The sequence below is a fragment of the Luteolibacter sp. genome, from assembly GCF_058122085.1.
In genome coordinates this window covers 1-12,113 of record NZ_JBIKBQ010000120.1, presented here as the reverse complement: position 1 = coordinate 12,113, position 12,113 = coordinate 1, and the positions used below count along the sequence as shown (strand labels likewise).

Sequence of the window (12,113 nt, the reverse complement as noted above, 5' to 3'; positions counted from 1 at the left end):
GGGTCGTTTGTAATGACGAGCGCCCCGCGACCTTGACAGCATGATCCCGCGGAATGCAGATTAAGCTGTCATGCGCGCGGATGAAGCCCGCTGGCTTCCCGCTCCATCTCTCCCACCATTTCATGAACATCCTGATCACCGGCGGCGCTGGCTTCATTGGTTCCAACCTTGTGAGGCAAATCCTTGATGAAACCGCCCACGAGGTCGTCAACCTCGACAAGCTCACCTACGCGGGAAACCTCTCGTCGCTGGAAGGCTATTTGGAAAATCCACGCCACACCTTCCTCCAGGCCGACCTCTGCGATCCAGTCGCGCTCACCGGACTCTTTGCCAAGCACCGCCCGGACGCCGTGATGCACCTCGCCGCGGAAAGCCATGTGGATCGCTCCATCGATGGTCCCGGCGACTTTATCCACACCAACATCCTCGGCACTTATCACCTGCTGCAGGCCGCCCTCGCCCACTATCGCGGACTCCCGCCCGCCCAACAGGAAACCTTCCGCTTCCTCCACGTCTCCACCGATGAGGTTTACGGCTCGCTCGGTGCGAACGATCCTGGATTTTCGGAAACCACGCCCTATTCGCCGCACTCCCCGTATTCCGCCAGCAAGGCCTCCTCGGACCACCTCGCCCGCGCCTGGTGCGACACCTACGGCCTCCCCGTGCTCGTCACGAACTGCTCGAACAACTATGGCCCCTATCAATTTCCCGAGAAACTCATTCCCGTCGTCATCCTCAAGTGCCTCCGCGGCGAGCCGATCCCGGTTTACGGAAAAGGCGAAAACATCCGGGACTGGCTCTACGTCGGCGACCATTGCACCGCCCTCCGAACCGTCTTGGAAAATGGCGCGCCCGGAGAAACCTACAACATCGGCGGCAACAACGAGCAAACCAACCTCGACCTGGTCCGCCACATCTGCGCCCTGCTCGACGAGCTCCGGCCCGGCCCGCAGCCCTACGCCTCGCTCATCACCTTTGTCACGGACCGCCCCGGCCACGACCTCCGCTACGCCATCGATCCCACCAAGATCCGCACCGAACTCGGCTGGGAACCCCGCGAAACCTTCCAAACCGGCTTCCGCAAAACCATCCAGTGGTACCTCGAAAACCAGGACTGGTGGCAACACATCCTCGACGGCTCATACCAACTCCAACGCATCGGCTTGGACTCATAGTAATCCCATGAAAGGCATCATTCTCGCAGGCGGCGCCGGCTCCCGGCTCTATCCGCTCACCCTCGTGGCGAGCAAGCAGCTGCAGCCGGTCTACGACAAGCCGATGATCTATCACCCGCTGACCACCTTGATCGAAGGCGGCATCCGGGAAATCTGCCTCGTCTCCACGCCCCACGACCTGCCGCGCTTCCGGCAACTTCTCGGCGACGGCTCGCGCATGGGAATCTCCATCGAATACCGCGAGCAGGCCAGGCCCGAAGGCATCGCGCAGGCGTTTCTCATCGCGGAGTCCTTCATCGGAAATGACGCCGTGGCCCTGATCCTCGGAGACAACATCTTCCACGGCGCCGACTTTGCCTCCGCTTTCGGCCACTTCGAGCGCGGCGCGACCATTTTCGGTTACCAAGTGCTGGATCCGGAACGCTACGGGGTGGTCGAGTTCGACGGCTCCGGCAAAGCCGTTTCCATCGAGGAAAAACCCGCAACCCCCAAAAGCAACTACGCGGTCCCGGGACTCTATATCCATGACAACGACGTGGTCTCCATCGCCAAAAATCTCAGGCCCTCCGCCCGCGGCGAGTTGGAAATCACCGCCGTCAACATGGAGTATCTCACTCGCGGCACCCTCCGCGTCGAAAAACTCCACCGCGGCATGGCATGGCTGGACGCCGGGACCAGCACCTCGCTGCATGACGCCAGCGCCTACGTCCAGACCATTGAAAAGCGCACCGGAATCAAGGTCGGCTGCCCGGAGGAAGCCGCCTACCGCCGCGGCTTCTTGAGCATTTCCCAATTCGAGGAAATCGCAAACGCCATGCCCCGCTGCGAATACCGGTCCTACCTGCAAGGCGTCGTCGAGCAAGTCGGCCGCGCCAGCTAACTCATTCCCCCCACTACCATGATCCTACTTCTCGGAGCCAGCGGCTACATCGGCGAGGCCTTTGCACGCGAGTTGCAACGGCGCGGCGAAACCTTCCGCAGCCTTTCCCGCGCCCAGGTGGACTACACCCGCTTCGGGCCTCTCTATCATTTTCTCAAGGAGACCCAACCCGCGTTCATCATCAACGCCGCCGGCTACACCGGCAAGCCTAACGTGGACGCCTGCGAGGCCGCGAAGGCCGACACCCTGCAAGGCAACACGCTCTTTCCCCAGACGCTGGCCCACGCCTGCGCCGCCCTCGACATTCCTTTTGGCCACGTTTCCTCCGGCTGTGTTTTTGTCGGTTGCCTCGTGGACTACGGCGACGGCTGGGTAGTCGAAAAAGACATGACCCGGCCGGAGTTCCGCGCCGTCGCCGCGAGCTCGCCGGAAAAGATCCGCGGCTTCGACGAGACGATGACGCCCAATTTCACCTTCCGGGATCTCCCGTGCAGCTTCTACAGCGGCACCAAGGCGCTCGGCGAAGAAGCCATCCATGACGTCGGCCAGAACTACATCTGGCGCCTCCGTATCCCCTTCGACGGCATCGACAACGCGCGCAACTACCTCTCCAAAATCCTGCGCTACCCCAAGGTTTATAACAACTTCAACTCCCTCTCCCACCGCGCCGACTATGTGAACGCCTGCCTGGACAGCTGGCTTCAGCGAATCCCCTTCGGCACCTACAACATCACCAATCCGGGTTACATCTCCACCCCCCAGGTTCTCGAGATGATCCAATCCATCCTCAAGCCCGACCGCGAATTCACTTTCTGGGAGAGCGACGCGGACTTCTACGCCACCGGCGCCCTCGCCCCGCGCTCCAACTGCATCATGGACATAAGCAAACTCAACGCAGCCGGCATCCAGATCCGCACGGTGGACGAGGCGCTCCAAAGCTCCCTGGAAAACTGGACGGCCGCGAAATAACAGCTCAAGCCGCCGCCTCGTGTTTTTCGATTTACGCCCACGGGGCGCTCAAGGCGGAGACGGATTTTCGCCCGGCTGAGACAGCCGGGACATCATTGTTCTCACGCTCCGATGCCGTGCTTGGTGCGGAAACCTCGATTTCCTCGGAGAGCGCGCCCCAGCGGGTGTAGCTGACTTCCAGCGATTTCGCGAGCTTGTCCACGGCTTCGGTGACCTCGCGGTGTTTGCCGGGGTTGTTGTCCGTCTCCTCGCTGGAAAGCTGCTAGGTGAGCGTGGCTTGCGCGGCTTCGATCATTTCCAAGATCCTCGCCTGAAGGTGTTCATAGAGCGACCGCAGCTCCATCAGCCCGCAACCGTTCTCCAAGTGCCCGAGATACCAGCGGCCCATCGACCATCTCCGCTCGTTCGAGGACTCCGCCAACCACTCCAGCCACGATCTTAACTCCGCATCCTCCCGCGCTGCCTGATTGTTTGATTTGGGCGACTGTTAGTCCGGGCTGGCGCTTTCGACGGGCTTTTGGGTGGGGTGCTGCGGACTTTGGATGGGACCTGCAAGGTGCTTTGATCGAGGGAAATGGTTCGGGGCTTGAACGGAACCGAGGGAAGTTGGGGATGAATGCGGTGGGAAGAGTGCCCGCCCACCTCACATTTCGCGGGAAATTTCCGCTGGGTAATCACACCGGATCGTTTATTTTCCCGCGCAAATGAATTTCAGCCTCGATCCCTACAACCTCCTCGCGGGCTTCGTTTTCGGGACGATCGGCTGGGGCGCGTTTCGATACGGGAAACGGCTGGACTTGTGGCAGCCGCGAGCGATCGGGGTGGCGTTGATGGTTTATCCATACCTGATTACCAACAACTGGGCGCTGTGGGGGATCGGCGTGGGGCTGATGGTGCTGCTGTGGTTTTACCATCACGAGTGAGATGGCGCCGGATTTCCCTTGGCAGACGGGCGGTTTTTCCCGCTAGTTTCCCCCGCCCATGCCAACCGAAGCGATCCTTTCCACCGTCCGCCAGTTCCTCGGGGTGGACCCGACCGTGCGCATCACGCTCGAGCCGATCAAACGCGGCGCCTCGGGCCGCACGATCGTGCGGGTGAAAACGCCGGGCCACGAGCCGTTCATTGGCGTGCATTGGACCGAGGAGCGCGAGGATAACGCCCAGTTCATCCCGGTCGCGCAGTTCCTGAAACAGGCGAAATTGCGCGTGCCGGCGATCATCCATGATCGGGCGAGGTATCGCGTCGCGCTGGTCGAGGATCTGGGCGACGTGGATTTGCTGTCGCTGAAGGACCGGCCGTTTGCGGAGCGGCTGCCGTATTACCGCTCGGCGTTCGAGCAGGTGGACAAGCTGTTTTACGCGAAACCGCCGAAGGATTTCCACCTGATGCCGCCGTTCGACGCGACGCTCTACCGCTGGGAGCAGGAGTATTTTTTCGAGCACATGGTCGAGGATTTCCTCGGGCTGGATGCCGGCGGACTGCGGAAGAACGATGCGTTCATCGACCTCTCGCAGCGCCTCGGCACGGTCGCGCGGCACCTGGTGCACCGGGATTTCCAGTCGCAAAATCTGATGATCAAGGACGACCAGGTCTGGCTCATCGACTTCCAAGGCCTCCGCCGCGGACGCCAGGAATACGATCTCGCGTCGCTGATTTTCGATCCCTACATGGACCACTCTGCCGAGGAACGGGAGCAGCTTCTCAAGCTCTGGGAGGAAATCGCCGATGAGCGGCCGCTGGAAACCCTGTTCCACGAATGCGCGGCGCAGCGCTTGATGCAGGCGCTCGGAGCTTATGGCAACATCGTGAAAAACCGGGGCGACGAGTGGTATCGTCCGCACATCGCGACGGCCGCGCGCCTGCTCGGCGAGGTGACCGCGGGCACGCCGTTGGAGGCCCCGCTCGCGCCGGTTCTCAAGGCGATCCGCCAATCCGAAAAGTGACCAGCTCGCTCCATCGCCGGCTGCGGCTGCTGCTAATTTCGGCGGCGGCGCTGGTGGTTTGGATCGTGGCGCCAGGCACGGGATGGGACCGCGCGGCATTCGCGACGGTGGCTAGCAGCTTCGTCAATCCGCCGCTGTTCGTTTCGGGGCAGGGGACTCGTGCCGATCCATGGAAGCTGCGGGCGTTCTCTTCGGAATCGAAGTTAGACCGCCGCAACGCTCCGGTGATCGTCGCGCTGGAAGACGATCCGGAGGGCTTTTTCCAATCCTCGCCGCCCGCGCCCATCGACCTCGCGGTGATCTTCACGAATTTCCACCGGCTGGGCGCAAAAAAGGCGGCAACGGCAGCGGTGCTGGCGTGGGAAACGCCGGACCCGATCGGACTCGCCGCCTTGGAGAAATCGCTGTCGCGCTTCGATTCGCTGGTGATGGCCGCGCCGCTGTCCCGCGGCGCGGTCGCCTCGGCAATGCCGCGGGCGTTCCGCCGCGCATCGATCCCGCTGTCGGCCGTGCGGGGAGACACCTCGTCGCTGCCGGTGGTCAACCGGGTCCCAATCCCCGGTTTGATCCTCGGCGGACAAAACTCGCTGGCGGGATTTTCCGTGCTCGAAGCCGAAGCGGCGGATCGCTTTCCCCCGCTGCTGGCGCGCTGGGAGGACCGCCTGGTTTTCGGCTTTCCGCTGCTTACCGTGCTGCAGCGGCTTGATCTCCCGACCGACGGCGTGGAAGTGCGGCTCGGCGAGTACCTCAAACTCAGCCCGGCCGGGCCGACCATTCCGATCGACGATTACGGCCGCCTCGCCGTGCCGCTCAAACCGATCCGCGGCCTCGCCGAAATTTCCGCCGAAGCCTTGATCGATGGCGGCGACGAGTTGTTCCCGAAACAAGCACCGGACCCGGTGATCCTGCGAGACGACCGCAGCGCCGCGGAACCCGCGACGCGGGCCTTCTCGCGGAATCTATCCGGCGTCATCGCCGCCATCGCCTCCGACGAAGGACTCGCCGAGGTCCGCGAATATCCGCGGCTGGCTCCGGTCTGGGAGCTCGAATTTCTGGCGGTGTTCGTCGTCGTTCTAACACTGCTTTGTCGGGCGGCGGATTTTACGCGGCGGCTTGGCTTTCTGGTGGTCGCGGGCGTCTGTCTATCCGTGCAATGGGCCGCGCTTGGCATGGCGTCCGTCTGGCTGCCGGGCATGGCGGTGCTCGCGGCGATTTTGGCTGCGCTCGTCGCTACACGAGTGATCCGTGAAATGGCTCCAAAGCCGGTTCCCGAAATCAAAATTCTGCTGGCGCCCGTCCCGAAAGTTGCCAAACCCAAAGCACCTGCCAAAAAGGCCGCCGCCAAGAAAGTTCACGCTAAAAAGGTTCCGGCCAAGAAGGCCGTTCGCACCAAGAAGCCACCCTCGAAATCTTAACCTAACCGCCATGGACCCGATCGAAAAAGCCAACACCCTCATCGAAGCCCTGCCCTATCTGCAAGCCTTCCGCGGCAAGACGTTCCTCATCAAAATGGGCGGCTCCGCGATGGAGGACCCGGATCTGGTCGCCCGCGTCATGCGCGACATCGTTTTCCTCGAAGTCGCCGGCATCAATCCGATCGTCGTCCACGGCGGCGGCAAGGCGATCTCCGCGGCGATGGAAGCCGCCGGGCTTGAGGCGAAATTCGTCGGCGGTTTCCGAGTCACCACGGATGAGGCGATCGACATCGTCGCCCGCGTTTTGTCGGAGGAGATCAATCCCGGCCTGGTCCGCATGATCCGCGATTTCGGCGGCAAGGCCGTGGGCATTCCGGGCAACGATGTTTTCCTCGGCGAGAAAATCAAAGGCACCGATGCTGCGGGAAACCGCGTCGATATCGGCCGCGTGGGCGAAGTCGTGGGCTGCCAACTCGCGCACATGGACGCCGCACACAACGCCGGAATCGTGCCGGTGATTTCGCCGCTCGCCGCCGAGCTGGCCACCGGCAAGCCGCTCAACATCAACGCCGACCTCGCCGCCGCCGCGTTGGCGAAGGAACTGCGCGTCGCGAAACTGGTCTATCTATCGGACGTCCCCGGCCTGCTGTCCGATCCCAAGGACCCGTCCTCGCTGATCAAGTCCGTCACCCGCAAGGAGGCCGACGCGATGATCGCGGACGGCACGATTTCCGGCGGCATGATCCCGAAAATCCGCAGTGCCGTGGACGCCCTCAACGCCGGGGTCCGCAAGGTTCACTTCGTCGATGGCCGCCTGCCTCACGCGCTGCTGTTGGAGATTTTCACCGACGGCGGCATCGGCACCGAAGTCGTGCGCTGATGCTAACCGATCCGCGCCGCGATGTGAAACGCGGCGGCGAAGAAAATCAGCTGCACGCCGCCGAGCGCGAGCAGGCGGTTGAAGGCCGGGCCTGGCGGAAATGTCAGCACGCCCCAGATGATCCGCAGACCGATGAGAAATACCGGAGCTCCGGCGATCGCCAGCGACGGGTGGCCGAAGGCGATCCAGCCGAGACCGGCGAACACCGCGATTTTCACTTCCAGCCAGATCACCGCCACCGCGATTTTCGGCCCGAAGCGGACGGCCAGCGTGCGCTTGCCGGTGGTCGCGTCCTCCTCCCGGTCGCGCAGGTTATTGATGGAAATGAGGACCGAGGAAAGCATGCCGACTTGCAGTCCTAGCAGCAGCGCCTCGCGCGGCCATTCGCCCGTCTGGATGAACACCGTGCCGGTCACCGCCACCAGCCCGAAGAAGCCGATCACGAACAGCTCGCCCATCCCGCGGTAGGCCAGCGGAAACGGTCCGCCGGTGTAGCCGTAAGCGAGAAACAGCGAGGGAATCCCTATGGCGATGATGGGCCAGCCGCGGGACTGATAGAGCACCATGCCGCAAAGCACCGCGATGCCGAGAAACAGCGTCGCGAGCCGCATCACCGTCCGCGGCTGCATCATCCCCGAGGCCGTGACCCGCGTCGGGCCGAGCCTGCGCTCGGTGTCCGCGCCTTTGCGGGCGTCGATCGCGTCGTTGAAAAAATTCGTCGCGATCTGGATCGCCACCGCGCCGCCGAGCGTGCAAAGCGCGAGCAGGAAATCAAAAGAGCCGCTGAGTTTCCAAGCCAGCACGCAGCCCGCCCACACCGGGACGATGGCGGCGGGCAGGGTCTTCGGACGCGCCGCGAGGACGCAGGCTTTGAGGGTGGATGCGGTCACGGGCGGAGTGAAACCCGGACCGCGCGCCGAATCGACATCATTTCCGAGGTTCATGCCCCTCAAGATTCACGCGCCTGGATGGCGGTGATGGCGATGGTGTAAACGATGTCCTCCACCAGCGAGCCGCGCGACAAGTCATTGACCGGGCGGTTGAGGCCTTGGAGCACGGGGCCGATGCTGATGACGTTCGCGCTCCGCTGGACCGCTTTGTAGGTGGTGTTGCCGGTGTTGAGATCGGGGAAAATGAAGACGGTCGCGCGTCCGGCGAGAGGGCTATCAGGCGCCTTGGTGGCGGCGACGTCGGCGATGGCGGCGGCGTCGTATTGCAGCGGGCCATCCAACAGAATGTCCGGCCGCTTCAGGTGGGCGATGCGAGTGGCTTCGCGGACTTTGTCCACGTCCGCGCCGTGGCCGGACTCGCCGGTGGAGTAACTGATCATCGCGACGCGCGCGGGGATGCCTATCTTGGTGGCGGACTCCGCGCTCTGGATGGCGATGTCAGCGAGCATTTCCGCATCCGGATCCGGGTTCACGGCGCAATCGCCATAGACGAGGACCTGGTCGGGAAGGCACATGAAAAAGATCGAGGAAACCACGCGGGCGCCCGGCTTGGTCTTGATGATCTGGAGCGCGGGGCGGATGGTGTTCGCCGACGTGTGGAGGGCGCCGGAGACCAGGCCGTCCACCTCGCCGAGCGCGAGCATCACGGTGCCGAGCCAGACGTTGTCCTCCAGATAGTCGGCGGCGTCCTGATCGGTCAGGCCTTTGTGGCGGCGCATCTCGACGAGGGGCGCGATGTATTTCGCCCGGACCTCCGCGGGGTCGATGATTTCGACCTCGTCCGGCAGGTGGACTTCCAGACCGTTGGCGACGCGCTGGATTTCCTCGCGATTTCCTAGCAAAACGCAGCGGGCGATGCCGCGCTTGGCGCAGAGCGCGGCGGCGCGGATGGTGCGCGGCTCGCTGCCCTCGGGCAGGACGATGCGCTTGTGCGCCTGCTTCGCGAGCTCGACGATGCGGTGGCAGAAGGCGGCGGGCGACATCCGGGCTTCCACCGGTGCCGCGGATTTCTCCGCCAGCCAGACCACGTCGATGTGGGAGGCGACGAAGTCCATCGAGCGGACGACCCGCTCGATGTCGTCGGCCGGGACTTCCGTGCTCATCCGGCTCAGGTTGGTGGCGGTGTGCCAGCTGTTGGTCTCGACCTTGAGGACCGGCAGGCCGGTTTCCAGCGCCGGACGGCAAAGCTCGAGAATGCCCGGCGGGAGGTCGGTGTCGCCGGTTAGAATGATGCCGGCAAAGGTGGTCTTGTTCACCGCCGCCATGGCCACGGCGACGAAGACGTCCGCGCGGTCGGCCGGAGTGATGAGAATGCTTCCCGGTGAGAACGCGCTCAGCATGTTAGGCACGGTGCGCGCGAGGAGGGTGAATTTCTTGACCCGCCGGGTCGCAATCTCTCCTTCGTGGATCAAGGTGGCGCCGAGGTGGCGGGCGATGTCGATGGTGCGCGGCGCGGCGAGTTCGGAACTCTCGGGAATGGCGCCGATGATGGGGAAATCGATGCGGGAAAACAGCGGGCAGCGGGCGAGGACGGCGGTGCGGATTTCCTCCAGCGACTGGCCGAGGGATGCCGGCGCGTGGTTGATGATGCAGCCGAGAATGTTGCTGCCCTTGAGCCCGCCGAACTCACGGATGGAGAGCTCCATGCGCGACTCGAAATCGGCGAAGTCCTCCGCGGAATCGCCATGGAGCTTGCCGGTTAGGATGACATGGGCGCTGAGGGTTTGCGCCAGTTTCGCGTTCATGCTCGCGGCGCTCGGCCAGTCTTTCGAGTGGACGATTCCCTCGACGACGACGACATCCGCCCCGCTGCCGGATTCATGAAACTGGGCGACGACGCGCTCCATCAGTTGCTCCTCCTCGCCGGCGGAAATGAGGCGCGCCGCCTCTTCCTGCCGGATCGGTTCGGCCGGCGTGAGCTGGGTGGTCGTGCGGATGAAATGGGTCGAGCGCTCGGGCCCGTCGTCATGGTTGAACAATTGCCCGATCGGCTTGCAGAAACCGACGCGCACGCCGCGGAGGTCCAGGGCGCGGACCAGTCCTAACGTCACGGTGGTGAGTCCGACATCGCTGCCGCTGGGTGCGAGAAACAAGGTGTAGGGAGTGTGCCGGTTCATCGGATAGACAGGTTGGTGGAATGGTCGAGAAACCGCGCCGCTTCGCGGGCGATGACGAGTTCCTCGTTGGTGGGGATGACGAGAGCGAGGAGGCGGGAGTCCGGGCCGGTGATCTTGCCGCCGTTGTTTCGCCCGTGGTTGGCGTTGAACTCCGCGTCGATCACCGGGCCGAGGATTCGCAGGTGGGACAGGGTTTTTTCCCGCACGGCGGCGGAGTTTTCGCCGATGCCACCGGTGAAAACGAGCGCGTCGATGCGGTCGAGGCCGGCGGTGAGCGCGAGCAGGCCCTTGGCGAGCCGGTAACAAAAAACCTCGATGGCCAGCCGCGCGCGCGAGTGGCCTTGTTCGGCGGCTTCGGCGAGCTGGCGCATGTCGTTGCTGAGTCCGGACAATCCTAGCAGCCCGCTCTCGCGGTTGAGGATGGCGGTGATTTCATCGAGCGATTTCCCGAGGGCGGCGGCGAGAAACTGATGGAGGTTGGGATCGACGTCGCCGCTGCGGGTGCCCATCACGAGGCCTTCCAAGGGAGTCAGGCCCATGGTGGTGTCCACGCTGGCGCCGTCCTTGACCGCGCAGGCGCTGCAGCCGTTGCCAAGGTGGGCGGTGATGAGCTGGAGGTCCGCGGGGTCCTTTCCTAGCAGCTGCGCGGCCTCGGCGGAGACGAAGCGGTGGCTGGTGCCGTGGAAGCCGTAGCGGCGGACCTTGTGCTCCTCGTAAAACGCGTGAGGGATGGCGTAGAGAAACGCGTGGCGGGGCATCGTCTGATGGAACGCCGTGTCGAACACCGCCACGTGTGGCAGCGCGGGGAAGCGCTCGATGGCGGCCTCGATTCCCGCCAGGTTTGCCGGATTATGGAGCGGCGCGAGCGGCACGCAGTGGCGAATGGCGGCCATGGCGGCGGGATTGATCCGGATGCTCCCGGAAAACGCCTCGCCGCCGTGGACGACCCGGTGCCCGACCGCGCCGATCCGCGAGCCGTCGATCTGGTCGATCACGGTGGCGATCGCCTGGGAGTGGCCGGCATTCGGAATCAGGTAAATTTCCTTCTCCCTGCCCACTCGTGAAAGATGCAGGACCGCGTCCGGGGTGCCGAGGGATTCGGCGAGTCCCTGCACCAGCACTTCCTCGGTCGAGTGGTCGATGAGCGAGAATTTCAGGGAGGAACTGCCGCTGTTCATGACGAGCACCTCGGTCGGTGAGTGGGGCGAATGGGACAGCATGGCAGGTCAACGATACCGCAGCACCATGGAGATTCCCGATGGTCTTGCAACGCATTATCCGCCATTCAGGCGGCAGGATCGCCCACTTACTGCGGCATCATGTAGGCCAGCAGCGTGCCGAGGCGCTCGCGCAGTTTGGAGCGCGTGACGATGGCGTCGATCAAACCGTGCTCGAGCATGAACTCGGCAGTCTGGAAGCCGGGCGGCAGGTTTTGGTGGGTCGTTTCCTTGACCACCCGCGGCCCGGCGAAGCCGATCATGCACTTGGGCTCGGCCAGGTTGATGTCGCCGATGGTCGCGAAGGAAGCGGTGACGCCGCCGGTCGTCGGGTGGGTGAGCAGGGAAATGTAGGGCAGTTTCGCCTCGGACAGCCGGGCGAGCGCGCCGCAGGTTTTGGCCATTTGCATCAGCGAGAGCATGCCTTCCTGCATCCGCGCGCCGGACGAGGCGGAGACGATGATGACGCCGCGTTTTTCGGCGATGGCCATCTCGATGGCGCGGGTGATTTTCTCGCCGACCACCGAGCCCATCGAGCCGGCGAAGAATTTGAAATCCATCACCGC

The 12,113-nt window shown here is 63.8% G+C and carries 13 protein-coding genes; 7 read left to right on the top strand and 6 right to left on the bottom strand.

The window, feature by feature from the left end:
- Positions 1-122: 122 nt before the first annotated feature.
- The 3 genes from rfbB to AC4DF4_RS15725 are packed head-to-tail and all read left to right on the top strand — an operon-like array spanning position 123 to position 3,024.
- Positions 123-1,175 (top strand): dTDP-glucose 4,6-dehydratase, encoded by a 1,053-nt coding sequence (gene rfbB, locus AC4DF4_RS15735; RefSeq protein WP_490049065.1) that lies wholly within the window; start codon positions 123-125, stop codon positions 1,173-1,175.
- A gap of 7 nt (positions 1,176-1,182) precedes the next feature.
- On the top strand, positions 1,183-2,055 hold the full coding sequence (rfbA, locus tag AC4DF4_RS15730; protein WP_490049064.1) for a glucose-1-phosphate thymidylyltransferase RfbA: 873 nt from the start codon (positions 1,183-1,185) through the stop codon (positions 2,053-2,055).
- A gap of 18 nt (positions 2,056-2,073) precedes the next feature.
- On the top strand, positions 2,074-3,024 hold the full coding sequence (locus AC4DF4_RS15725; RefSeq protein ID WP_490049063.1) for an SDR family oxidoreductase: 951 nt from the start codon (positions 2,074-2,076) through the stop codon (positions 3,022-3,024).
- Positions 3,025-3,055: 31 nt separating this feature from the next.
- Here the strand turns inward: AC4DF4_RS15725 and AC4DF4_RS15720 are convergent, their stop codons facing one another.
- Positions 3,056-3,226 (bottom strand): hypothetical protein, encoded by a 171-nt coding sequence (locus AC4DF4_RS15720; RefSeq protein WP_490049062.1) that lies wholly within the window; start codon positions 3,224-3,226, stop codon positions 3,056-3,058.
- Between the two features lie 60 nt (positions 3,227-3,286).
- Positions 3,287-3,445: a hypothetical protein gene (locus AC4DF4_RS15715; RefSeq protein ID WP_490049061.1), complete on the bottom strand. Its 159-nt coding sequence runs from the start codon at positions 3,443-3,445 to the stop codon at positions 3,287-3,289.
- Between the two features lie 283 nt (positions 3,446-3,728).
- Here AC4DF4_RS15715 and AC4DF4_RS15710 point away from each other — a divergent pair, with 283 nt between their 5' ends.
- The 4 genes from AC4DF4_RS15710 to argB are packed head-to-tail and all read left to right on the top strand — an operon-like array spanning position 3,729 to position 7,263.
- Positions 3,729-3,947, top strand: a complete 219-nt coding sequence (locus AC4DF4_RS15710; RefSeq protein ID WP_490049060.1) for a hypothetical protein — start codon at positions 3,729-3,731, stop codon at positions 3,945-3,947.
- 58 nt (positions 3,948-4,005) lie between these two features.
- Positions 4,006-4,968, top strand: a complete 963-nt coding sequence (locus tag AC4DF4_RS15705; protein WP_490049059.1) for a phosphotransferase — start codon at positions 4,006-4,008, stop codon at positions 4,966-4,968.
- Entirely contained in the window at positions 4,965-6,383 is a 1,419-nt protein-coding gene (locus AC4DF4_RS15700; RefSeq protein WP_490049058.1) for a hypothetical protein, read from the top strand. The genes AC4DF4_RS15705 and AC4DF4_RS15700 overlap by 4 nt, the downstream gene beginning before the upstream one ends.
- Before the next feature lie 10 nt (positions 6,384-6,393).
- Entirely contained in the window at positions 6,394-7,263 is an 870-nt protein-coding gene (argB, locus tag AC4DF4_RS15695) for an acetylglutamate kinase (RefSeq protein WP_490049057.1), read from the top strand.
- Between the two features lie 2 nt (positions 7,264-7,265).
- On the opposite strand, the gene menA is transcribed toward argB, so the two are convergent.
- The 4 genes from menA to AC4DF4_RS15675 form a co-directional block, all read right to left on the bottom strand.
- Positions 7,266-8,207 (bottom strand): 1,4-dihydroxy-2-naphthoate octaprenyltransferase, encoded by a 942-nt coding sequence (menA, locus tag AC4DF4_RS15690; protein WP_490049056.1) that lies wholly within the window; start codon positions 8,205-8,207, stop codon positions 7,266-7,268.
- Between the two features lie 5 nt (positions 8,208-8,212).
- Positions 8,213-10,330 (bottom strand): phosphate acetyltransferase, encoded by a 2,118-nt coding sequence (pta, locus tag AC4DF4_RS15685; protein ID WP_490049055.1) that lies wholly within the window; start codon positions 10,328-10,330, stop codon positions 8,213-8,215.
- Positions 10,327-11,550: an acetate kinase gene (locus tag AC4DF4_RS15680; RefSeq protein WP_490049054.1), complete on the bottom strand. Its 1,224-nt coding sequence runs from the start codon at positions 11,548-11,550 to the stop codon at positions 10,327-10,329. Before AC4DF4_RS15680 ends, pta begins: the two co-directional genes overlap by 4 nt.
- A gap of 86 nt (positions 11,551-11,636) precedes the next feature.
- On the bottom strand, positions 11,637-12,113 hold a 477-nt coding region (locus AC4DF4_RS15675), incomplete at its 5' end, for an acetyl-CoA carboxylase carboxyltransferase subunit beta (protein WP_490049053.1).

What these genes read in the sequence shown, in the direction of transcription:
- rfbB (WP_490049065.1), top strand. Translation starts at nt 123, where the DNA reads ATGAACATCCTGATCACCGGCGGCGCTGGCTTCATTGGTTCCAACCTT.
- AC4DF4_RS15725 (WP_490049063.1), top strand. Translation starts at nt 2,074, where the DNA reads ATGATCCTACTTCTCGGAGCCAGCGGCTACATCGGCGAGGCCTTTGCA.
- pta (WP_490049055.1), bottom strand. Translation starts at nt 10,330, where the DNA reads ATGAACCGGCACACTCCCTACACCTTGTTTCTCGCACCCAGCGGCAGC.
- argB (WP_490049057.1), top strand. Translation starts at nt 6,394, where the DNA reads ATGGACCCGATCGAAAAAGCCAACACCCTCATCGAAGCCCTGCCCTAT.
- menA (WP_490049056.1), bottom strand. Translation starts at nt 8,207, where the DNA reads ATGAACCTCGGAAATGATGTCGATTCGGCGCGCGGTCCGGGTTTCACT.
- rfbA (WP_490049064.1), top strand. Translation starts at nt 1,183, where the DNA reads ATGAAAGGCATCATTCTCGCAGGCGGCGCCGGCTCCCGGCTCTATCCG.
- AC4DF4_RS15710 (WP_490049060.1), top strand. Translation starts at nt 3,729, where the DNA reads ATGAATTTCAGCCTCGATCCCTACAACCTCCTCGCGGGCTTCGTTTTC.
- AC4DF4_RS15680 (WP_490049054.1), bottom strand. Translation starts at nt 11,550, where the DNA reads ATGCTGTCCCATTCGCCCCACTCACCGACCGAGGTGCTCGTCATGAAC.
- AC4DF4_RS15705 (WP_490049059.1), top strand. Translation starts at nt 4,006, where the DNA reads ATGCCAACCGAAGCGATCCTTTCCACCGTCCGCCAGTTCCTCGGGGTG.